19 protein-coding genes are annotated in these 22508 nt (G+C 36.7%); 11 read left to right on the forward strand and 8 right to left on the reverse strand.

Features of this window, described 5'->3' with window-relative positions:
• The first annotated feature begins 30 nt into the window (after nt 1–30).
• Genes F1003_RS03715 through F1003_RS03725 form a run of 3 tightly spaced genes read left to right on the forward strand, consistent with a single transcriptional unit; the run spans nt 31 to nt 2869 of the window.
• On the forward strand, nt 31–897 hold the full coding sequence (locus tag F1003_RS03715; protein ID WP_155087867.1) for an alpha/beta hydrolase: 867 nt from the start codon (nt 31–33) through the stop codon (nt 895–897).
• Between the two features lie 56 nt (nt 898–953).
• Complete coding sequence (locus tag F1003_RS03720; RefSeq protein WP_155087868.1) at nt 954–1931, forward strand: aspartyl protease family protein; 978 nt, start codon at nt 954–956, stop codon at nt 1929–1931.
• The gene (locus F1003_RS03725; protein WP_155087869.1) at nt 1928–2869 is read left to right on the forward strand and encodes an early set domain-containing protein; all 942 of its coding nucleotides are present in this window, start codon (nt 1928–1930) and stop codon (nt 2867–2869) included. The genes F1003_RS03720 and F1003_RS03725 overlap by 4 nt, the downstream gene beginning before the upstream one ends.
• On the opposite strand, the gene F1003_RS03730 is transcribed toward F1003_RS03725, so the two are convergent.
• Both F1003_RS03730 and F1003_RS03735 read right to left on the reverse strand, forming a co-directional pair.
• Nucleotides 2870–3463, reverse strand: coding sequence for a hypothetical protein (locus tag F1003_RS03730; RefSeq protein ID WP_155087870.1), 594 nt, complete (start codon nt 3461–3463; stop codon nt 2870–2872).
• A 47-nt stretch (nt 3464–3510) separates the two neighbouring features.
• A complete protein-coding gene (locus F1003_RS03735; RefSeq protein ID WP_155087871.1) occupies nt 3511–5841 on the reverse strand; it encodes an ATP-dependent helicase in 2331 nt (776 codons plus the stop codon).
• Between the two features lie 131 nt (nt 5842–5972).
• Between F1003_RS03735 and F1003_RS03740 the strand changes: the two genes are divergently transcribed.
• A complete protein-coding gene (locus F1003_RS03740) occupies nt 5973–7250 on the forward strand; it encodes a M20 family metallopeptidase (RefSeq protein WP_155087872.1) in 1278 nt (425 codons plus the stop codon).
• Here the strand turns inward: F1003_RS03740 and F1003_RS03745 are convergent.
• On the reverse strand, nt 7244–8839 hold the full coding sequence (locus F1003_RS03745) for a hypothetical protein (protein ID WP_155087873.1): 1596 nt from the start codon (nt 8837–8839) through the stop codon (nt 7244–7246). The two genes, F1003_RS03740 and F1003_RS03745, sit on opposite strands and share 7 nt — an antisense overlap.
• A gap of 50 nt (nt 8840–8889) precedes the next feature.
• Between F1003_RS03745 and F1003_RS03750 the strand changes: the two genes are divergently transcribed.
• Together F1003_RS03750 and F1003_RS03755 are read left to right on the forward strand one after the other, a co-directional pair.
• Nucleotides 8890–10473, forward strand: coding sequence for an FMN-binding glutamate synthase family protein (locus F1003_RS03750; protein ID WP_155087874.1), 1584 nt, complete (start codon nt 8890–8892; stop codon nt 10471–10473).
• 137 nt (nt 10474–10610) lie between these two features.
• On the forward strand, nt 10611–11129 hold the full coding sequence (locus tag F1003_RS03755) for a DUF7935 family protein (RefSeq protein WP_155087875.1): 519 nt from the start codon (nt 10611–10613) through the stop codon (nt 11127–11129).
• Nucleotides 11130–11210: 81 nt separating this feature from the next.
• On the opposite strand, the gene F1003_RS03760 is transcribed toward F1003_RS03755, so the two are convergent.
• Nucleotides 11211–12095, reverse strand: coding sequence for a patatin-like phospholipase family protein (locus F1003_RS03760; protein ID WP_155087876.1), 885 nt, complete (start codon nt 12093–12095; stop codon nt 11211–11213).
• Nucleotides 12095–14074: a M1 family metallopeptidase gene (locus F1003_RS03765; RefSeq protein ID WP_155087877.1), complete on the reverse strand. Its 1980-nt coding sequence runs from the start codon at nt 14072–14074 to the stop codon at nt 12095–12097. Before F1003_RS03765 ends, F1003_RS03760 begins: the two co-directional genes overlap by 1 nt.
• Nucleotides 14075–14222: 148 nt before the next feature.
• Here F1003_RS03765 and recG point away from each other — a divergent pair, with 148 nt between their 5' ends.
• Nucleotides 14223–16325, forward strand: a complete 2103-nt coding sequence (recG, locus tag F1003_RS03770; RefSeq protein WP_155087878.1) for an ATP-dependent DNA helicase RecG — start codon at nt 14223–14225, stop codon at nt 16323–16325.
• Nucleotides 16326–16621: 296 nt separating this feature from the next.
• Here the strand turns inward: recG and F1003_RS03775 are convergent, their stop codons facing one another.
• The 3 genes from F1003_RS03775 to F1003_RS03785 form a co-directional block, all read right to left on the reverse strand.
• The gene (locus tag F1003_RS03775) at nt 16622–17182 is read right to left on the reverse strand and encodes a type 1 glutamine amidotransferase domain-containing protein (protein ID WP_155087879.1); all 561 of its coding nucleotides are present in this window, start codon (nt 17180–17182) and stop codon (nt 16622–16624) included.
• A gap of 82 nt (nt 17183–17264) precedes the next feature.
• The gene (locus tag F1003_RS03780) at nt 17265–17906 is read right to left on the reverse strand and encodes an SDR family oxidoreductase (RefSeq protein WP_155087880.1); all 642 of its coding nucleotides are present in this window, start codon (nt 17904–17906) and stop codon (nt 17265–17267) included.
• 2 nt (nt 17907–17908) lie between these two features.
• Nucleotides 17909–18061, reverse strand: a complete 153-nt coding sequence (locus F1003_RS03785) for a YqaE/Pmp3 family membrane protein (protein ID WP_155087881.1) — start codon at nt 18059–18061, stop codon at nt 17909–17911.
• A 148-nt stretch (nt 18062–18209) separates the two neighbouring features.
• Here F1003_RS03785 and F1003_RS03790 point away from each other — a divergent pair, with 148 nt between their 5' ends.
• The 4 genes from F1003_RS03790 (at nt 18210) to F1003_RS03805 (ending at nt 22503) form a co-directional block, all read left to right on the forward strand.
• The gene (locus F1003_RS03790; protein ID WP_155087882.1) at nt 18210–19604 is read left to right on the forward strand and encodes a short-chain fatty acid transporter; all 1395 of its coding nucleotides are present in this window, start codon (nt 18210–18212) and stop codon (nt 19602–19604) included.
• 148 nt (nt 19605–19752) lie between these two features.
• Nucleotides 19753–20388, forward strand: a complete 636-nt coding sequence (locus F1003_RS03795; protein WP_155087883.1) for a DUF5343 domain-containing protein — start codon at nt 19753–19755, stop codon at nt 20386–20388.
• Nucleotides 20385–20966, forward strand: coding sequence for a Swt1 family HEPN domain-containing protein (locus tag F1003_RS03800; RefSeq protein WP_155087884.1), 582 nt, complete (start codon nt 20385–20387; stop codon nt 20964–20966). Before F1003_RS03795 ends, F1003_RS03800 begins: the two co-directional genes overlap by 4 nt.
• Nucleotides 20967–21123: 157 nt before the next feature.
• Entirely contained in the window at nt 21124–22503 is a 1380-nt protein-coding gene (locus tag F1003_RS03805) for a M61 family metallopeptidase (RefSeq protein WP_155087885.1), read from the forward strand.
• The last annotated feature ends 5 nt before the right edge of the window (nt 22504–22508 follow it).

The following is a 22508-nucleotide window of genomic DNA, read 5'->3' on the forward strand; positions in this document are numbered from 1 at the left end:
AGACGTTTACAATGTAAATAATTTTTCAATATGAAAAGACCTAAATATTTGTTCGTTTATTTATTTACTATCATAGGGTTTTTATCCTGTAATTCTGACGATTCAAACAATAATAATGATCCAGAAGCCTTAAATCCCCTTGTTGCCTATGAAGAATTCAATATTTCCTACGGAAATGATAGTGATCAGGTTTTTGATTTATACCTTCCAGCTAATCGAAGTTCTAATACCAAAACAGTGATTCTCGTCCATGGTGGTGGTTGGACAGCTGGTGACAAAGCAGATATGAACGCCTTTAAAGACTATATAAAAACACAGATGACGGGTTATGCCATTGTGAATATGAATTACAGGCTTGCGGATGAAAACAACCCACCCTACCCAATGCAAATAAATGATATTACTACGGTTGTAGATTATTTAGAGGCCAATGAAAATTACTACAGCATTTCTGACGATATAGGATTTATTGGTACAAGTGCTGGAGCACATTTATCGTTGCTTTGGAGTTATGCTTTTGATGGTGATAGCCAAGTAGAAATGGTATGTAGCGTTGTTGGACCGACAAATTTTACAGATCCAGCTTACACAGAATCCAATAATCCTGTTTTTGAAGAGTTGTTTAACACTTTTGGTATTGATGCCACAACTGAATTTTTGGAAGACGTAAGCCCATATCACAGAGTAACATCTTCTGCTCCACCAACCATATTGTTTTATGGTGGACAAGATCCATTAATACCCACAACACAAGGTACTGACATGCGTGATAAACTTGAAGCACTCAATGTAACCCACGAGTTCACCTTATATCCTAACGAAGGTCATGGCTGGATTGGTTTGAATTTATTGGACACCACACTTAAACTTCACAACTTTATTGAAACGTATATGTAAAATGTTAAAACCTTAAATTTCTGTAACATATAGGCTAGGTTTTTAGTCTATATAGTATGTATCATCAATCAATCAAAATCATAATTTCACTGCTCATCACAGTGAATCTTTTTGCTACTGAAAATGTTCCTCCAGAAGCAAAACCTCCCATTATTTTTTCAAAAGCTGAAATCATCAATGCTTCAACAACACGGATTCCCTTTAAGGTTATTGACCAACTTATTATAGTGGAAGTAGAATTGCTCGATCAAGAAGGTAATTTTATCATAGATACAGGTTCGGAAACATTGATACTCAACAGCGTTCATTTTAAACCTACCAGAAAACACAGAGATGATGGAAAGTCTAAAAGCGGAGTACATAACACTATCGAAAATGTAAAAGAAAAACACCTTGATGAACTGAGCATTAAAGATTTGAGCTTAGAACAACTCAATGCTGATGTTATTGATCTTTCACACATTGAAAAAACCAAAAAAATTGAACTGTTAGGCATCATTGGCTATAGTGTATTAAAAGATTTTGAAGTCTTTATTGATTTACACTTAAATCAGATTACACTAACTAAAACTGATAAACAAGGAAATCGGCTTTCGGATAAAGTTTATGCAGAAACCATTAATGATAGTATTGATTTTAAATTAAAGCAGCATACTATTGTCATTGACGCCTATGTTGCAGATAAAAAAGTAAAGTTTGGCCTAGATACGGCTGCCGAATACAACCAGCTTAACAAAAATTTGGATTCAGAAATTTTAGACTATTTTTATCCTAGCAAAGAATTGAAACTTACAGGTGCCAGTGGAAAAAAAGCTAAGGTTTTGGCAGGGAAATTGTACAGAGTAAAATTGAACGATTCCATTTACTTTGGCCCAATGAAAACCGTACTTACAGACCTAAAACATATGAAAAGTGCATTTGGCGTACAACTAGATGGTGTGTTAGGGTTTGAATTTTTTGCCCAGAAAAGAACAATTATCAACTATAAAAAAAGGAAGCTTTATTTTATAAAATATCCCGTTATAAAACCTTGAAATTAATAAAACAACATATCGTTTATTTTGTTTTTCTAATGTCCGCTTTGGGTATCGTTGCGCAGAACAATACCAAGAAAGGTTATGACATACAAGGGAAGGTGGTTACTTTTATTTTTAATGTAAAGGATTATCCCAATATTGAAAATAATGGTGATACCGTAGATGATGTTTTTGTTTCGGGCGAATTCAACAATTGGGCAAAAGACCAATGGAAAATGAACAAGGTAAACGATTCCATTTATACACTAAAAAAAGACCTATCTGACTTTACCTCAGACTTTGATTGGGAATTTAAGTTTATCGTCAACAGCAAACATTGGGCTGAACCTTCTAGAGCATTTAATAATATTACCGATGCAAAATCTGATGACGGTTGGTATTATGGTGCATACAACCTGAAGCTATATAGCACTTTTGCCACAGACTATGGCAATGTCTCATTTAAATTAAAGGGCCACAAAGATGCCGAAAAGGTCATTCTCAGTGGGACATTTAATAGATGGGACGAAACAGGTTTTAAGATGAAACCTACGGATGATGGCTGGGAAGTTACCTTGCAATTGCGCCCAGATATATATCAGTATAAGTTTATTGTAGACGGACTTTGGATTACTGATCCGCATAACCCTTCAAAAGTTGAAAATGAATATGATGGCTACAACTCTGTTATTGACGTTCAAAAGAACGTGACTTTTAGACTTTGTGACTATCAGGATGCTGAGACCGTAATTTTAAGCGCAGACTTTAACAATTGGTCTGAGAACAAGTTTAAAATGAAAAAAGTAGATGGCTGTTGGGTATTTGACCAAAAGCTATCTGGTGGAAAATACCATTACAAATTCATTGTGGATGGCAAATGGATTACCGATCCAGCAAACAGTGTAAAAGAGTACGATTACGACGGTAACATCAATTCTGTGTGTATGGTAAAGTAACTAACCGCGTCTTCTCCCAGAGCGTCCGTTTAAATTATCTGGTCGGTTTCTGGCATCATTACCTCTTCGTTTAGGCATTAATTTTTTTAATTCAGACTCCTTGTAATCTAACCATTTTGAGTACTGCTCTTCTGATAAAACAGTTTCTAATGATGCATCTAAGCTATCTTGATGTGTTTTTATATCGTCTCTAACAGGCTTGAGTTTTTCCTCAATCATCTTTCTTGTTTCCTGCATTAACTCCCTATTTCTATTCTTAGTTGCCGCTTCCATATTTTGGTTAACAACAATATCCAAACCTTCAAAAAGGTCTTTATTTTCAGTTTTTATTTTATCTATTTTTGAATTATACGTTTCAATATGGGCTCTTACATCGTCCGCTATAGAATCATTTTTTTTAATCTTTAGTTTTTTGGCCACTTTTTTTGCATCATATTCAAGAATACCAGCCACTTTTATAGATTCAAACTTTGGCATTTCTCTACCAGCAGTGGCTTGTCCTGCATTGGGATTACCTCTACGTCCTCCATTAGGGCGTTGAGCAAAACAAACACCTATTTGTAGAAACACGAGTAAAAGGATTAATTTTTTCATGATGTAAAATTGTTTGTATCTAACTGTCTTTTATAAGATTATGAAAATTACCCAATAATCTCCAACTTAGCAAATCGTAAAAGTAGTTTCTTGGTGGCACCATTTTCAAACTTAATCTCAGCTTTTAGGTCACCTCCAGCACCTTCAATTTTAAGAACTTCTCCCCTACCAAAACGTTGATGGTTTACTTTGTTACCTACGGTAAGCTTAGTATCAAACAAATTTGAAGCTCCGTTGGATTGACTCACAGGTTTCAATTTCTTTGGAGTACTGATTTTAAAGTTTTCAGGTTTCTTTTTAGTATCCTTTTTCTTAAACTTTGGCGACTTTGGTTTTGCAAACCTGATTTTATTAGGTTCAATATCACCAAAGATTGAAGCATCGAGCATTGGGTTAAACCGTTGCTCTTTCATTGGTGTTGTATTGTTAACAAACTTGTCATCAATTTCTTCAATAAATCGGCTAGGCTCTGCATCGATCAATTTTCCCCAACGATAACGCGAAACCGTATAAGTAAGATAAGCTTGTTTTTCAGCTCTGGTTAAAGCCACGTAGAATAAACGTCGTTCTTCTTCCAGTTCACTTCGTGTATTCATGCTCATGGCACTTGGAAACAAATCCTCTTCCATACCAACAATAAATACATGAGGGAACTCCAATCCTTTTGCTAAGTGAATGGTCATTAATGCCACATGGTTTGGGTCGCCTTTATCACCATCCAAATCGGTTGCCAAAGCCACATCTTCTAAAAACTCAGCCAAAGACCCTGTGCTATCGGCAACTTCAACCTGACCTTCAACAAAATCCTTGATACCGTTCAATAATTCCTGTACGTTGTCCATTTTGGTGACGCCTTCTGGTGTACCGTCTTTGTTCAATTCCCTGATTAAACCACTGGACTTCGTCACATGCTCTGCCAATTCAAAAGCATTGGCATTTTGGTTCATCACCTTGTAACTTTCAATGAGCGTCACAAAATCCTTCAACTTATTTTTTGTACCGTTATTGATATTAATGGAAACAGTGTCAATATTTTGCATCACCTCGTAAATAGTCTTTCCTGTAGCATTTGCAGCAACAACAAGTCGATCTACCGTCGTCTGTCCTATTCCTCTTGCCGGATAGTTAATGACACGTTTTAAGGCCTCCTCATCTGCCGAATTTAAAATAAGACGCAAGTAAGCCGTTATATCTTTAATTTCCTTGCGTTGATAGAATGATAAACCTCCATAAATTCTATACGGAATATCACGTTTCCTTAAGGCATCTTCAATAGCACGCGATTGTGCGTTGGTACGATACAGTACGGCAAAATCGCTATTGGGCAATTGCTCGTTCATTTTGGTTTCCCAAATGGTACTAGCCACATAACGACCTTCATCACCATCAGTCATAGTACGGTGAACAATAACCTTTTCACCTTCAACATTAGCGGTCCAAACTATTTTATCGAGCTTGGTTTTATTGTGTTCAATAACTGAGTTTGCTGCACCAACAATATTTTTTGTAGAGCGATAATTCTGTTCTAACCGATAGACTTTAACATCGTCATAATCTTTTTGAAAGTTTAGAATATTATTAATGTTCGCTCCACGGAAAGCGTAAATACTCTGTGCATCATCACCTACTACGCATATATTTTGAAAACGATCAGAAAGTGCTCTAACGATTAAGTATTGAGAATGATTGGTATCTTGATACTCATCTACCAAAATGTAACGGAACTTGTTCTGATATTGCGCCAACACATTCGGGAAACGCGTTAACAGCTCATTGGTTCGCAACAATAAATCATCAAAATCCATAGCTCCTGCCTTAAAACAGCGATCTACATATTCCTTGTAAATATCTCCCGTTCTTGGACGACGAGCCATAGCATCAGCTTCCATTAATTCTGGATTGTTGAAATAAGCCTTAACCGTAATCAAACTGTTTTTATAGGAAGAAATTCTGCTGTAAACCTGTTTGGTTTTATAAATATCCTTATCCAATCCCATTTCCTTGATAATGGAACCTAAAAGTTTTTGGGAATCTTGTGTATCGTAAATAGTGAAGTTGCTCGGAAAGCCAAGGTGATGGCCTTCAAAACGTAAAATCTTGGCAAAAACGGAATGGAAAGTTCCCATCCAAAGATTTTTGGCTTCGCTGTCTCCGACGATATCAGCAATTCTGCCTTTCATCTCGCGAGCCGCCTTATTGGTAAAAGTTAACGCCAAAATATTGAAGGCATCTACGCCTTGGCTCATCAAATAGGCAATACGATAGGTAAGAACACGCGTTTTACCAGAACCTGCGCCAGCAATGATTATCATTGGGCCATCTTTCTGTAATGTTGGTGCTAATTGAGCGTCGTTAAGTTGACTAAGGTACTTTTCCAAAACTAAATTTTTCAAACCGTGAAAATACGCATAGTCATAGGTTTTTCTATGTTTTAGAATCAATAATTATAAACAATATATCAAGAATTTTGTTTAACTAAATTTCAATATCTTAGTGCAAAATTCAATTTATGAAAACCTTTTTAGCATTAGTGCTATTTGCAAGCTCTTTCTCTTTCGCCCAAAATACTATAGACCAAGATATTACCAACATTGAAGACAAACTTATTGAATGGCGCAGACATTTCCATCAAAATCCAGAATTATCAAATCAAGAATTTAAGACGGCAGAAAAAATTGCCGAACATCTTAAATCCTTGGGTTTAGAAGTTGAAACAGGAGTAGCAATCACTGGTGTTGTGGGTTTATTAAAAGGAGACCTTCCTGGTAAAGTGGTAGCGCTTAGAGCAGATATTGATGCACTTCCTGTAACGGAGCGCAACGATTTACCGTTTAAATCTGAAGTAAAAACTACTTTTTTAGGCACTGAAACTGGTGTGATGCATGCTTGCGGACACGACACACATATCGCCATTTTAATGGCAACAGCGGAAGTCCTGTCTAAACATAAAGACAAAATAAAAGGCACTGTAAAATTTATTTTTCAACCTGCAGAAGAAGGACCACCTCCTGGTGAAGAAGGAGGAGCAAAACTGATGATAAAAGAAGGGGTTTTAGAAAATCCTAAAGTAGATGCCATTTTTGGTTTGCATATAAATGCAGGCACTCCAGTCGGAACCATAAAATACAAAAAAGGCGGTATCATGGCCTCCGTAGAACGCTTCGTGATTAACGTAAAAGGAAAACAAACCCATGGTTCTCAACCTTGGTCTGGTGTGGATCCGATTATGATTTCGGCAAAGATTATTGATGGTCTACAAACCATTATAAGTAGGGAAGCTAAACTTACTGAAGAGGCCGCTGTGATTACTGTTGGCAAGATTACTGCGGGTACACGTTTTAACATTATACCTGAAACCGCAGAATTAATCGGTACTGTAAGAACCTTAGATCCAGAAATGCGCTCAATGATTGAAAGACGTATGAAAGAAATGACAGAAACCATCGCTAAAGCTTATGGTGGCGAGGCAACCATTTCATTTAGAAACCAAACATCAATCACATACAACGACCCTGAGTTGACAGATAAAATGTTACCGTCATTGCAAGAAGTTGCTGGAAGTGACAATGTAAAACTCATGAAAGCCACAACTGGTGGTGAAGATTTTTCTTATTTCCAAGAAGTGGTTCCTGGCATATATTTCTTTTTAGGAGGTATGACACCGAATGAAGAATCAAAAGGTGCTTTTCCGCACCATACACCTGATTTTAAGATTGATGAAAGCGGTATGTTGCTTGGTGTAAAAGCATTTACACAATTGACTTTGGATTATTTAAACAATCAATAGTCCTTTTCTCGTTTGCCGTCGCCTACCATAGCAGATTTTAAACCATCCTGAATATTCAGCCAAACGAAATTGAAAATAGATTTGGTGACATCGCGCTCTACTTGTTCTGTATCACTATTCCTAAAATCATTTGATTTGTTTTCACTGTCATTAGACACAAGTAGGTTGATGATGCCAGATAAAAGTGTTTTTTTGTCTTTACCATTTTCTTTTAAAGCTATGACCTTAAAATCATCATATCTCACCTTAAGGTCAACAATTGAAGTGTATGGGTTTCCGCTTATAGTAAAATAAGTTTGCTCTAAAACACCCTCAAATTGTGTATTTAGATTAGGCCCAGTAAACTGGTTCATTTCTTCGGCTTGGATTCTGTCTAAATCCGTTTTAAAAACAAATCGATCTGTAGTATCCTGAACTTTAAAGCTCCAATCCACCTCCATAGTTGATGTTTCCATGAATAATGAATTCACATTAATCCTTGTGTCTTTTTCACTATAGGTATTCCCTAAATTTGTTATGGATGCCTTTAAGTCTTTAAACTCCAACGTTCCTGCTTTGCTATCGGCATTCATTTTTTCTGAATATTTCAAATATCCATTTTCTAGCACCACTTCATCCAACCCTAAATTGAAATTTAAATTTCTGAGCATTTTACTGTATAAAGGCTTTTCAGTAAGGTCATCAGCAACAAGCTTGTCTCTATAGATTTCTGCGTTAGGCTGAATGACCTTTACCTTTTCTGAAATACAATAAAGATTGTCTTCAGCATTATAACCTAAATCGAGATGTTGCAAATTCAGTTGTTTTATTTTGACATCAAAATGATCCCTTTCATCCTTTAATATATCTGACAACTGCTGCTTAGAATATTTAGTTTTTAATCCAAAGTCTTTAAAAACAGCACTAGAGTCTGCGACATTCAATGATTCTATGGTTAAGTTTTCATAGTCATTAACAGCCCATTTTAGATTTTTCCCTTCAAGATCAAAACTTTTATACGTAAAAGGAACTCGCTTTTTTTCGCTCTCAGGATTGATACCAAAACCTTTAAATTCGAAATTAAATTGTGGTAAACTTAAAATGGTCGAATCTGTTTTAAAATTTGTGACCAATACATCAGAGTTTGCAACTGAAATCTTTTCAACCTTTATGTTATTTTTAATTTTATCGAAGATATTAGAGCTATAACTCTTATTTTCAATCAAAGGATTATAGCTGTACTTAATAATTGCATTTTGAATACTGATAGCACCAATGGAGAGCTCATCGTCAAAAATATAATCCCAATAGCTAAGATCGTTTATTTCAAATTTATCCAGTTCTACAGAGAAGATTATGCTATCCGTCGTTTCGCCTTTGACCTTTATCTGAGGTGACTCTAATTCTAAATTACCCGACAGCATGCTTGCGTCAATATCAGAGTATTCTACATTGATATGTTTTGGTAAGTTATTTATTAGTGTTGTGATTTTGTTTTCTATTATGAGATTACCAATAAATGGCAATGCTATAGCCAAAACCACTATGACACTTATGATAATTATTTTCTTTTTGTGATTACGCTTCATCTTATAAAGATAAAGTTTCATTGTTTTGGTAACAATTAATTTTAAATATCTTTACTTTTTTAAATATTTCAATGGATTCCATTTTAGATTTTTTAGGCACAATTCCTTGGTGGGCTTGGATACTTATTATCATAGCAATCATTGCAATTCAAGATATTTTACAACGAAAGCACACCATCCGACATAACTTTCCTGTCATTGGTCGTATTCGCTATTTATTTGAAGGTATTGGTCCAGAAATCCGTCAATATTTTGTGGCAAACAATAGAGAGGAACTACCTTTTAACCGCATAGAACGCAGTTGGGTGTATGCGTCTTCCAAAAACGAAAATAATTACGAAGGCTTCGGAACAGATAGAGATATCTATGCACACCAGCATATTTTTGTCAACAATGCTATGTTTCCTTTTAAGATTGAAGCCGACCATCCTAATGCCATTGACAAAACCTTTTTACCTTGTGCTAAGGTTATGGGAGAATTCAACAAAAGACGTAAGCCGTATCGCCCAGCGTCTGTTATAAATATATCTGCCATGAGTTTTGGGTCATTGTCCGCAAGAGCTGTAGAATCTATGAACAAAGGCGTAAAGCTCGCAGGAGCCTACCATAACACGGGAGAAGGCGGACTCTCACCTTACCATTGCCATGGAGGCGATGTCGTCTTTCATTTTGGGACAGGTTACTTTGGAGTAAGGGCAAAAGATGGAAGTTTTTCCATGGAAAAAATGAAGAAACTGGTTGAAGATCACCCTTATGTTCGTGCTATAGAAATTAAATTATCTCAAGGTGCAAAACCTGGTAAAGGTGGTGTTTTACCAGGTGCAAAAATCAGCCAAGAAATTGCAGATATACGAGGTGTGGAAGTTGGTAAAACCGTATTGTCACCACCAAACCACAGTGCGTTTTCAACTGTAAATGAAATGGTGGATTTTATCGAAGCCATAGCAGAAGAAACAGGCTTGCCTGTAGGCATAAAAGCCGCTATCGGTAAACTAGAACAATGGGAAGAACTTGCTGATACCATGATTAGAACAGGAAAAGGACCAGACTTTATTTCCGTAGATGGTGGTGAAGGCGGTACAGGTGCAGCACCTCCGAGTTTTGCCGACCATGTATCCTTGCCTTGGGTCTATGGGTTTGGCGATTTGTATAGTTTATTTCAGAAAAAAGGACTAACGGAGCGTATCATTTTTATCGGGAGTGGAAAGCTCGGTTTCCCAGCAAAAGCAGCCATGGCTTTTGCCATGGGAGCAGATTGCGTGAATGTGGCACGAGAAGCTATGATGAGTATTGGTTGTATTCAGGCTCAGATTTGCCATACCAATCGTTGTCCAAGTGGTGTCGCTACACAAAGCAAATGGTTGCAACGTGGTATTGACATTCCTTTAAAATCTGAACGGCTAGCGCAATATTTTAAAACGTTTAGAAAGGAACTGATTGAGATAACACATGCTTCAGGTTATGAGCACCCTTGCCAATTCACCATGGATGATATTGATGTCAATGTCGATGATCATAATCTCTCAGAAGAACTAAGTCATACTTATAAATACAAAAAAACACCAGTGCCATTTAAATCCATGCAACATTTAAAGGATTGTGAGTATCTTGGCGGGAAGAGTAGTATTCAGTCTTCAGTAAGCAGTAAACAGTAGGCTGTAAATAGGAATAAGGAAAAACCAAACGACCAAACAACCAAACAACCAAACAACTAAACGACTAAACGACTAAACGACTAAACGACTAAACGACTAAACAACTAAACAACTAAACAACTAAACAAAATTATACAATGGAACAACAACTTATAGACCTTTTAATGTACACCATTCCTGCTTTGGTAACGGGTGCAATTGCTTATATGTTTTTTAAAGAACATACAGAGAATGAAAACAATCGACGTAACTTTTTAATCACTAAAGATTTGCAGAAAGAAGCCTTTCCGATTCGACTTCAGGCCTATGAACGTATGTCGCTTTTCTTAGAGCGTATTGCACCTTCAAAATTACTGACTAGAGTTAACCCAACATCTTCAAATAAAGAGGATTATGAAAACTTACTTATAGCAACCATTGAACAGGAATTTGAGCACAATTTATCGCAGCAAATCTATGTAAGTGACCAATGCTGGAACATTATTATAGCTGCAAAAAATGCCACTATTCAGTTGATTAGAAAGTCAACAATGAACGACAAAACAGATACAGCAAACAAGTTGCGTGAAGTTATTTTAACCGAACTTATGGACAAATCTTCACCTAGTAAAGCAGCACTTTCATTTATTAAAGAGGAAGTTGGAGAGTTGTGGTAGTTAGATGTTAGGAAAGTTATCAAACAAATACACAAATAAACCAATTGACGAAGCAATTAACAGCTAACACAATAATTCAGATCACTTACCATGTCGTTTCTCGGCATAATCATAACCTTGTTGCCACCATTTTTCCATCAGTCGCTTACTAAAGATTAACGAGTTTTCCGTTAAGCTTGTGGGCGTGTAGTACAAATTAAGTTTTACATTTTTATTCTTTGCCGCCAACTTTCCAATAAGAATGTCATTGCGCTCTACCTGATCGAGCAGGTGCCCGAATAAATTCATCATTAATGAAAACGGATTTTTACCCAATACGCGTTGCTTCCCCATGCTTTCAGCTTCCAATACCACAGCATCAACCTCTGTAGCTCCTCTCTGGATAGCTTCCCTAATCGGTATTACACAGCCTAATCCTCCGTCTGCATATTCATAACCGTCCACTTTGGCCAAAGACATAAAAGGGATATAGTTGCACGAAATCCAAATCCAGTTACAAAATTCCTCGTAAGTACAGTCTTGGATGGACTTATACTCCACTCTATTCATGGAAAGATTAGAGACCGTAACGACCACATCGTGCTTTGTTGCTTTTATCTTTTCATACTCTTCCCTGGTAAAGTTTGCCCTAATATTTCGTCGCAATGCTTTACTCTCACCAAAAGTCCGTTTCATTCTAATGAATTGCCACATGGAATTCACAAAATCAATAGACACAAACTCTCTATCTCCTTTTTTGCGCTGCACAAAAGGACTCACACTAAAGATATCTTGTTGCCGAACATTTGTGAAAATATCATAGAGTTTTGATATATCATTGACCGCCAAATGCGGAACGAGCAAGCTTCCTGTAGATGTTCCTAAAAACATATCGTATTCACGCTTTTCGCGCCCCATAAGAAACTGCGCTACTCCACCAGCGAAAGAGCCCTTACTTCCGCCTCCAGATATAACTAGTGCTCGCATTAATTTTTATTTTGTTGAAGTTGTTCAGACATTTGTTTTGCAAACTTAACCAATCTCCAATTATGATGTGATTTTGCTTGCTCTAAATTTGAAAGGCATTTGTCATTGCACGATTTTATCAAATCCAAATACTGAAAAGCATTGATTCGTAAATCAGCATTGTGTTTTTCATCCGTATAACTGACCAATTCTTCATAAAGTCCCTGCTTATTATCTGCTTGGTAAAACGGTGTGTTTAGATTTAGAACCAACCATAGTAATCGAACATTCTTATCGCTAAAGCCATGGATATTTCTTGTTTTAGACAGGTATTTGGCACGCTCTTCAGGGAAATTAGTCCAAAGATTGTACAATGCATTTTCGATGGTGATATAGGATTTATCATCGAGCAATGTTTCATAATCTTCCTTTAATTCCTTTGGAATCTGAGTCACATATTTTGAAATGGCCTGACGCACTTTTAAACCATGCTTAAACGTGTCTGAAGTCACCAGTTCTGGTGCCTGGGAAATAATTTTCACCTTAGCTTCTTCAGAAACATAATATTTGAGATACTCAGCGCATTTGGAAGACTTTGCCTGACAATCTACCATTAGATACTCGTTTATGTAAGTAGATTGATTTTTGAAAAGGTCGAAAGCTGCATCCACAGGAAAGTCTTTTTGTTTTATCCACTGATTCACAAAACCTGATAGCGATTTACCATACAAGCGCTCAACTTCAGAAATAAAATCTGAAGTTTCTACGTTGTCAAATTGATGCTTTTCTAAATAGTTTTTTACTGCTTGTTTAAACACCTCATCACCCACTTTGCTTCGTAAGGCATGCAACACCCAAGCCCCACGTTGATAAAAGGTGAGACTGCTCGATTTAGGATTTAGAAGCGAAGTCCCACTACCAGCAATATCCTGTTTACCCAAATCTATGGCAGAATTCAATAGTTTTAAGTAAAAATGGTTATCATCAAATATATCGCGCTCAGCTAATAAGGCATAATAGGTGGCGAAACCTTCTTGCAGCCAATGGTGCTCACCAGACGTTGCCGTTACCAAATTACCAAACCATTGATGCGCTAGCTCATGCGCATTAACGTTGATGTAATTTCTATCGTTAAACCCAATGGAATCCACAACAAAGGCATCTGAGAAAATGGTACAACTCGTGTTTTCCATACCAGCGTAGAGAAAATCGTGTACTGGCACTTGCTTATAGTTTTGCCACGGATAAGCAAAGCCGATTTCTTTTTCCAGAAAATCGAACATTCGTTTAGAGTAACGGTAAGTAGGCTCAACTTTTAGTGAATCTTCTGGGTAATAGTAATATTCTAGTGGAATACCACTTTTAGAGGTTTCTGTTTTTTTGTTGTATTTGCCGATGGCAACAGCCAACAGATAACTGGACATGGGTTTTTGCATGTTGTAATGATACTTAACACAATTATCTGGCAAAGGAATACTTAAAGATTGTACTCCGTTAGACAAAAAAGTATTCCCTTCACAGTCCACCAACCCTAAGTTGAAAACAATTTTATCATTGACATCATCAATGCTCGGAAACCAGTTACTTGTGTATTTACCTTGGCCTTGTGTCCAGATTTGCCAATCATTATTGCGCTTTAAAAAGTATAGTGCTTTTTTCGGATAAGCCTCGTAATCAAAATAGACCGTGTAAGTTTCGCTTTCTTCAAAAGAGTACTTAAAATAAATTTTATCGTTATCTACATTAAAATCAATCGGCTTTGGATTCTCATTTCTCACTCTTATTTCAACATTCTCGACATCCATATTCACAGCATCTAAATATACAGAGTCTGTGGGTTGCAATATCTCAAACTTATACCAAACCTTACCAAAAACCATAGATGAATCTGGGACAAAACCTAAAAAAGCACTAGCACTTTTAAAATCCACATAATCCTTTTGCTGGGCAAAGGCCATGCTCGTGACGAAAAAGGTTAAAACAACAAATATTCTTTTCATATTAAATTGTAAACAAGAATAAGACCAAAATACAATTTTCTGCCATTACTGCGAAGGCAGGAACCTAAAACGTGAGATTCTTCGCTGCGCTCTGAATGACATCCCAAAGTGATTCTTTTCTTCGCAGGAATTAATTAAATTCGCAATTATGAGTGTGAACCTCCAAACACCTATAGATTACCTCAAAGGCGTTGGCCCAAACCGAGCGGATTTATTGCGGTCAGAGTTGGGTATTCACACCTACCAAGATCTTATTAATCTTTTTCCCAATCGTTATATCGATCGTACTAAATACTATAAGATCAACCAGCTACAACGCAACAATGCCGAAGTTCAGGTTATTGGCACTATCACTGGTTTTAGAGAAGTCGCGCAGAAACGCGGCAAGCGGCTTGTTGCTGATTTTAAAGATGAAACAGGAGTCATGGAACTCGTATGGTTTCGTGGACAAAAATGGATTAGAGAGAGCTTAAAAGTTGGTCAACCCTATGTGATTTTTGGTAAAACCAACTGGTTTAGTGGTAAATATAGCATGCCACATCCTGAGATCGAATTGCAATCCGAGCATGAAAGCAATCTGCGCTCAGCTATGCAGGCCATTTACCCTTCGACTGAAAAATTATCCAATAAAGGCATCAGCAACAGAGTCGTTTCTAAAATTATGCAACAATTATTTCTGGAAACCAAAGGCAAGTTTGTAGAAACCTTATCCGATTCCATTAGAGGCGAATTGAAATTAGTGTCAAAATCCGACGCACTTTTTAATGTGCATTTTCCGAAGTCTCCAGAGCTACTTTCGAGAGCACAATTTCGATTGAAATTTGAAGAATTATTTTACATTCAACTGCAATTAATTCTGAAAAATCTCATCCATAAATCCAAAATTAAAGGTCTGATTTTTGATAAAGTCGGAGATTACTTCAACACCTTTTACAACGACCATTTACCCTTCGAATTGACCAATGCACAGAAACGTGTTTTGAAGGAAATTCGATCGGATTTAGGCAGCAATGCGCAGATGAACCGACTTTTACAAGGAGATGTAGGTTCAGGAAAAACCATAGTTGCATTTATGTCAATGCTCATGGGACTTGACAACGGTTTTCAATGTTGTCTAATGGCACCGACTGAAATTTTGTCAGTCCAACACTACAACGGATTACAAGAGTGGTGTAATAAATTGAATATCAGTATTTCATTATTAACTGGATCAAGTAAAACTTCAGAACGACGAGAAATCCACGAAAATCTCGAAAATGGCAATTTACAGATTCTAGTTGGCACTCATGCCCTACTCGAAGATAAGGTGAAATTTAAGAATTTAGGGCTCGCGATTATAGACGAGCAACATCGATTTGGAGTTAAACAAAGGTCTAAATTGTGGCACAAAAATGAATTGCCTCCGAATGTTCTTGTGATGACCGCAACTCCAATTCCAAGAACCTTGGCCATGTCAGTTTATGGCGACTTGGATATCTCGGTAATTGACGAATTACCTGCAGGTAGAAAACCAATAAAAACCGTACATCGATATGACAACAATCGACTGAAGGTTTTTAAATTCATGAAGGATGAAATCGCCAAAGGCAGACAGATTTATGTGGTCTATCCATTAATTCAAGAAAGTGAGGCCTTGGATTATAAAGATTTGATGGATGGCTATGAAAGTATTTCGCGCGAATTCCCAATGCCAGATTATCAAATTTCCATAGTTCACGGTAAAATGAAAGCGGCTGATAAGGATTATGAAATGCAACGCTTTGCAGAAGGCAAAACTAATATTATGGTGGCTACTACTGTAATTGAAGTTGGCGTTAACGTTCCTAACGCATCTGTAATGGTGATTGAAAGTGCCGAACGTTTCGGTTTGTCGCAGTTGCACCAATTGCGCGGCCGTGTTGGTCGTGGTGCAGAACAGAGTTATTGTATTTTAATGACCAGCCATAAACTGAGTCAGGATAGTAAAACACGATTAGAAACCATGGTACGCAGTAGTGACGGTTTTGAAATTGCTGAAGTGGATTTAAAATTACGTGGACCTGGCGATATAATGGGCACACAACAAAGTGGTGTTTTAAATCTTCGGATTGCAGATGTAGTAAAAGACAAGGACATTTTAGAGCAGTCTCGATATTATGCTAAAACGGTTTTAAAGTTAGATCCAAGTTTGGCGTTGCCAGAGCATAAGGTGATTTTGAACACCTACAGGCAAATGAGCAAGTATCGTAATATTTGGAATTATATTAGTTAGTTCTTCAATCTTAAGCTAGATCCTGAAACGAGTTCAGGATGACACAAAATAATCTTAAACGAGTTTAGGACAAGAAAAAAAGGCCTGGCACCAACAACGACCAGACCTTTAAAACATAACTGTACATGTTTTTCTTGATGAAATACAAATTTTGTACACCACAAATTACTCCCATAATAAAAGCAAGCTTGTTAGAGAGTTGTTAAAGCGTACTGATATTCTGTTAATTAACGTATCGTTAAGACATAAAAAAAGGTGCTAAAAAGCACCTTTTTAAAGCTATTAATCATGCGTAATTACGCGGTTTGTTCTTCGTGTTTACCTTCGTAGACTTCTTCTACCAATTTGGCATTGAATGCTGGTAAATCATTAGGATTTCTACTGGTTACCAATCCTTCATCGACCACAACTTCTTCATCTACCCAATTGGCACCTGCGTTAATTAAGTCTGTTTTTATAGAGTCATAAGAGGTTACTTTTCTTCCTTCTATGACTCCAGCTTCCGCCAATAACCAAGGTGCGTGGCAAATCGCTGCAACAGGTTTATGCGCTTCAAAGAATGATCTTACAAAGGCTACTGCGTTTTTATCTTTACGCAATACATCTGGATTAATCTGTCCGCCTGGCAACACCAAAGCGTTGTAATCTTGTTGGTTCACTTCACTTAAAGTTTTATCTACTTTATATGAGTTGCTCCAATTACCATCGTTCCAACCTTTGATTTCCCCAGACTCCAATGATACAATATGCACATCGGCTCCTGCGTCTTCCAAGGCTTTTTTTGGTTCTCTTAATTCGCTTTCTTCAAATCCGTTTGTTGCTAATATGGCAACTGTTTTTTTATTTAAATTTTCCATTTTGTTTTCTGTTTTTAAATTCGTTATTCGTTTTAGTTCATTATTCGTCATTCGTCATTCACCATTCACATATAGGGTAAACCTAATTGACAGTTGCATTTAGATTATTCATGGCATCTCCAATACCTGTATCACCTTCTAGAATTTCGAAAGTCACATTATAGGGAGCATCATCATGCAAGGCTCTAACTAAGGTTTGAGCCACATCTGCCCTACTGATTTCACCATCCTTATTTAATTTTTCTTTCAGTTCAATTTTTCCCTTTCCATCGGAATTATTTAAAGTTCCTGGTCGTACGATGGTATATTTTAGACCACTATCCCTCAAATGCTCATCGGCATTTTGTTTGGCTTTTAAATAATCTTTTAAATCTTCAGCCGCTTCAGGATTGTCGGCTCCCATAGAACTCAACATCACAAATCGGTTGACATTCGCCATTTTTGAAACTGCCATTAAGCGCTTAGCACCTTCCTGGTCTACTTCAACGACATTTTTTCCTCCAGAGCCTGCTGCAAACACCACTTTATCGACGTTGTTGACGGCATGCGTTAAATTCTCGGTTAAATCCGCCAGAACAGTATCCACTCCGTCGTTCTTAAATTGCTCTTGCTGGTCTTCCTTTCTCACCATAGCGATGGGATTGAAATATTGAGAGGATTTTAAAAGTTTAACGATCTGTTTTCCGGTGGTACCATTGGCACCTGCTACTAATACGTTCTCCATTATTATCCGTTAACTATAAATGCATGAATCACACCTGGCAACCAAGCCAATAAGGTGAGTAGTACGCTGATTAAAAATGTGGTTCCTAAACCGTGTTTAAGAAATACGGCTAATGGTGGTAATAATATATTCAGTATAATTGTTAATAATGACATAATATAATTGTTTTGGTTCTTTCCAAATATAACTGACAACTAAAGCAATGCTTAGTCATAAAGGATTAAATCTTAACTCATATTAATTAATCGATGTGTTTGCTACGTCATAACAAAATTTTATTTTAGTCCAATAACCAACGTCACCATGCTAACCAAACTCGGCCAAAAATTTACCGACGGCTTTACCAAGTACATGCCCAGCGCTTATGTTTTTGCGCTGATCTTAACTTTATTGACTGGTATTTTTGCTTTACTATTTACAGAGAGTAAGCCCATACAAGTTCTAGAAGGTTGGTACAACGGCTTCTGGAACCTACTATCCTTTGGTATGCAAATTGTTTTAATTATTATAACAGCCTATTGTATTGCACAATCACCTTTAGTAAAAAAAGGCATTGACCAATTGGCCAAATGGATTAAAACACCCACACAAGTTTATCTTATCATTATTGCCCTTGGCTCATTACTATCGTTGATTAGTTTTGGTATGGTGGTCGTTACCGCGATTTTAGGACGCGAACTCGCCTTACGTATCAAAGGCATCCACTACCCTTTTTTAGTGGCTTGTGTCTATTTTTCTTTTAATGGCTGGGTTTGTGGATTGTCGAGTTCCATTGCGCTGTTGCTGAATACGGAAAACAATTTTTTAATTGAAAGCGGAGTCCTTAATGACACCATTTCTACGAGTTACAGTTTGGGTTCTGGTCTCAACCTCGCCATGATTGTGTTATTTGTGGTCGTCGCTCCCATTTTGATTTGGCTATTGATTCCAAAATCCTTTGAAGGCAAAGAACTCAAGGACTTGCAAACGACTTTGGATGATGAAGAAAACACGGTAAAAGCGGAAGCCTTATCTTATAAGTTACCATTTAAAGCGGTTTCTGACGCACTTAACAATGCTGGTTGGTTACAGATTAGCGTGGCACTTTTGGGAGTGATTTATATTGTCTATCATTTTGCGACCAAGGGTTTTGACCTCAACTTTAACATCATGATTTTTATATTCTTGATTGTTGGCATGCTATTACACATCACTCCGATGCGCTACAGCATTGCCATGAAACGCGCCAGCTCCAATATCTCTGGCATCTTGTTTCAATATCCCTTTTATGCAGGTATTATGGGTATTATGATGGCCTCTGGTTTGGGAGAAAAAATTTCTAATGTTTTGGTTTCTATAGCTACGCCAGAATCCTATGCGTTTATATCCTATCTCACAGGAGGGGTTATTAATTTTGCGATTCCTTCAGCAGGTGGTGAGTTTGCCGTGATTGGCCCAAGTATTATTAACATGGTACAAGAACTTGGCGCTAACCTCTCACATACCGAAGTAACAGCCATGATTGCCAGAGCCTCCATGTCTGTGGCTTATGGTGAAAGTCTGAGCAATTTGTTACAACCCTTCTTTTTGCTGATTGTTTTCCCTGTAATGGGCAAAGGCATAAAAATACAGGCCAGAGATGTTGTTGGGTATTTGTTTATTCCTTTTGTGGTGTTGTTTGTTATACAGAGTTTGATGGTGAGTTATGTGCAGCTGTAAGCCATAACAAATCAGTAAAAATGTTATTAAGTTATTTTTAATTAGGGCTTTATCGCCTAGGGTTTTTTAATAAATTCTTATATTCGGTAATAGAAACGTATATGCAGAGTTATGTACGAGTTGTAGGCAATATAAAAACAAACAGAATATGGCATTACCAGAGAGTTACCTTGTAACAACAAAGAACTTAAAATCAGTAATTGAGGCTGTTACTAAAGCTCAAGCACCTACTAAATTTACATTAGCATTTTTAAAGAACTTGGGATTTAAAAGTACTAATGACCGTTTGTATTTGAAATTGTTCAAAGACTTGGGACTTTTAGATGGTTCGGGAGTTCCAAATAAAACATACTTTGAATTCATTGACAGAACTCAAACTTCCAAAATTCTTGGAAAACAAATAATGGAAGCCTATTCGGACTTATATTCATTAAATAAAGAAGCTCACAAAATGACAAAAACCGAAGTGAAAAATAAATTTCGGACTTTGACACAAGGAGCAAAATCAGATAATGTTCTTGATTTAATGGCTAAAACCTTCAAAGCACTAGCTGATAATGCCGACTTCAATGTAGCTTCATTAGTCCCAAGCGATAATGACGAATCCAATTTTGAATACGAATCGGACCAAGACCTTGATGAAAGAAGACAACAAATTGGAGAAATTGTAAACAAGAATATAACAACTGAAATGCATTATAATATTCAAATACATTTGCCTGAAACAAAAGACATTGCTGTCTATGATGCAATTTTCAAAAGCTTAAAAGAGCACCTATTATGAAAGATGACCCATTATATTCATTTGCATTTCGTGGTTTACTTACAAAACAGGCTTTGGAGTCCACGGAAGCCAACGATTGCTCTAAATTGGAAGTTGAAGAAGAAAAACTTAATAAACTTTTATGTATTGATGAGCTTGAAGTAGATTTTGTCGTAAAGGCGAAGAGAATGTCTTTTGTTTATGTTGCAATTTGTGCTTTTGAAAATATGGTAAGAGATTTTGTTACTAAAGTTTTACTCGAAGAAAAAGGAACTAATTGGTGGAATGACTGCGTAAAAAAAAGAATAAGAGATAAAGCTTTAAAAAGAAAGGAAGAAGAGGACAAAATTCGTTGGCACACACAAAGAGGTGATGATTATATCAATTATACAGAGTTTGGTGATTTAGTATCGATTATGATGGGTGATAATTGGGAATTTTTTGAGCCTCATATTATATCTCTTGAATGGGCTCAACAAATAATAAAAACTTTGGAACGTTCTCGGAATGTAATAATGCATAGTGGAGAATTGTCCGAACAAGATTTAGCAAGAATTGGGACTTATATTCGTGATTGGGTACGGCAAGTTGGAGCATAAAATACTGCCTACAACAATGTATAACCGCAATTAAGGCGGGTTCGACTATGTCTGAATCCACTCGGAATTTCAAGCCTTTTTGCTAAATTTATGGTTACGGCGGAATGATACTCGCGTACCATTCCGTAACGAAACCATTGCCTAAACCGTCAGCTTCATGAAATATATACTATCCTTTTTATTCACTTTCATTGGGCTACTTTCAGAAGCCCAAAATGATATTTTAAAATACACACTGCTTCATAATAAACAGACAAAAAATGTAACCGTAACCATTCAGTTAGATTCTATTAACACCAGAGATCATTACCTATTAATTCCACGTAGTGCTCCCGGAACTTATGAAATAACAGATTACCCGAGCTTTATCGAGAATATTAAAGCTATAACCACAAATGGTACAACAATACAAGGGCAAAGAGGTCGTGGGTCAATTCTCTTTTTTAGAAAGGAAGCTAACATTACTCAAGTTTCTTATGATGTGAATATTACTAAAATGGAAGCTGAGTTAAAAGGTGGTTTTGCTAGTTCAAAAATTAGAGAAAACTATTTAGGCTTATTGGGATATTCTGTTTTTGCAACCATCGCAGGTTACGAGGACAGACCAATTCACCTGACCTTGAAAAGTGATGTACAATGGCCTATTTTCACTACCTTAAAACCGTCAACTAGCATGGAAAGTGAAATCACTCTTCCGGTTTCAAATTATGCGGAATTAGCTGATGCTCAATATCTTTTTGGAAATGATGTTCAGGTTTTAAAAGTACATGATGCAGAAATCCCACTTTATGTAGCAGCCTATGCAGAAGGAGAAATTAACCTTGAAGAAATTGGTAGAAGAGGTTTGTTAAGCCTCCAAGGCCTTTCTAATTATTTTGGGTATATACCAATGCCACATTACACCATGTGTTATGAATTTTTAAAACCCTACAGTGAAGAACATACCTACGGATTTTTAATGGAGCATATGAATAGTATGACGGCAAGTGCAACAATGGCTTCAGCTATAACCACATACGACCCAAAAGCCAATATTTTTAGTATGGTTCATCATATGGGTCATTCCTGGATTCCTTTAAGGTCTTACGGTAAAGGGTATCGTCCTTTTGATTGGGGTTCTGCACCAATAATAGAAACCATTTGGCTGAATGAAGGCTTTATTTGGTATGTCTCTTCAATTGTCACCAACTCACCAAAGACCATTGATCTTTTTGAGCAAATTATTGAGCATGCACCTATTTATATAAAAGAGAAATCTTTAAAGGAATTATCTCAACTTGGGTCTAGTCAATATTCAGGGGATTTTAATATAGGTAGAAACTTATTCTCCAGAGGAGCATTGATGGCATATGAAATGGATGTTGAAATTAAAAAAGCAACTAACAACGAAAAGACATTTAAGGATGCTCTAATTGGACTTTTAAATTGGACCAAAGAAAATGTTCGAGCTTTTGAATACCACGAAATCGAAACGATATTATCTAGTTCTACTGGTGTTGATTTAAGTGAAATATGGTTGAAATGGCAAAATCAATAACTACT

This window comes from Winogradskyella ouciana (genome assembly GCF_009709615.1).
In the GTDB taxonomy this organism is placed as follows: Bacteria; Bacteroidota; Bacteroidia; order Flavobacteriales; family Flavobacteriaceae; genus Winogradskyella; species Winogradskyella ouciana.

Excerpts from the sequence above, each read along its gene's own strand:
- F1003_RS03765 (WP_155087877.1), bottom strand. The coding sequence starts at position 14,074 with ATGAAAAGAATATTTGTTGTTTTAACCTTTTTCGTCACGAGCATGGCC.
- F1003_RS03755 (WP_155087875.1), top strand. The coding sequence starts at position 10,611 with ATGGAACAACAACTTATAGACCTTTTAATGTACACCATTCCTGCTTTG.
- F1003_RS03795 (WP_155087883.1), top strand. The coding sequence starts at position 19,753 with ATGGCATTACCAGAGAGTTACCTTGTAACAACAAAGAACTTAAAATCA.
- F1003_RS03790 (WP_155087882.1), top strand. The coding sequence starts at position 18,210 with ATGCTAACCAAACTCGGCCAAAAATTTACCGACGGCTTTACCAAGTAC.
- F1003_RS03775 (WP_155087879.1), bottom strand. The coding sequence starts at position 17,182 with ATGGAAAATTTAAATAAAAAAACAGTTGCCATATTAGCAACAAACGGA.
- F1003_RS03750 (WP_155087874.1), top strand. The coding sequence starts at position 8,890 with ATGGATTCCATTTTAGATTTTTTAGGCACAATTCCTTGGTGGGCTTGG.
- recG (WP_155087878.1), top strand. The coding sequence starts at position 14,223 with ATGAGTGTGAACCTCCAAACACCTATAGATTACCTCAAAGGCGTTGGC.
- F1003_RS03740 (WP_155087872.1), top strand. The coding sequence starts at position 5,973 with ATGAAAACCTTTTTAGCATTAGTGCTATTTGCAAGCTCTTTCTCTTTC.
- F1003_RS03760 (WP_155087876.1), bottom strand. The coding sequence starts at position 12,095 with ATGCGAGCACTAGTTATATCTGGAGGCGGAAGTAAGGGCTCTTTCGCT.
- F1003_RS03715 (WP_155087867.1), top strand. The coding sequence starts at position 31 with ATGAAAAGACCTAAATATTTGTTCGTTTATTTATTTACTATCATAGGG.
- F1003_RS03785 (WP_155087881.1), bottom strand. The coding sequence starts at position 18,061 with ATGTCATTATTAACAATTATACTGAATATATTATTACCACCATTAGCC.
- F1003_RS03720 (WP_155087868.1), top strand. The coding sequence starts at position 954 with ATGTATCATCAATCAATCAAAATCATAATTTCACTGCTCATCACAGTG.
- F1003_RS03805 (WP_155087885.1), top strand. The coding sequence starts at position 21,124 with ATGAAATATATACTATCCTTTTTATTCACTTTCATTGGGCTACTTTCA.
- F1003_RS03800 (WP_155087884.1), top strand. The coding sequence starts at position 20,385 with ATGAAAGATGACCCATTATATTCATTTGCATTTCGTGGTTTACTTACA.
- F1003_RS03745 (WP_155087873.1), bottom strand. The coding sequence starts at position 8,839 with ATGAAACTTTATCTTTATAAGATGAAGCGTAATCACAAAAAGAAAATA.
- F1003_RS03780 (WP_155087880.1), bottom strand. The coding sequence starts at position 17,906 with ATGGAGAACGTATTAGTAGCAGGTGCCAATGGTACCACCGGAAAACAG.
- F1003_RS03730 (WP_155087870.1), bottom strand. The coding sequence starts at position 3,463 with ATGAAAAAATTAATCCTTTTACTCGTGTTTCTACAAATAGGTGTTTGT.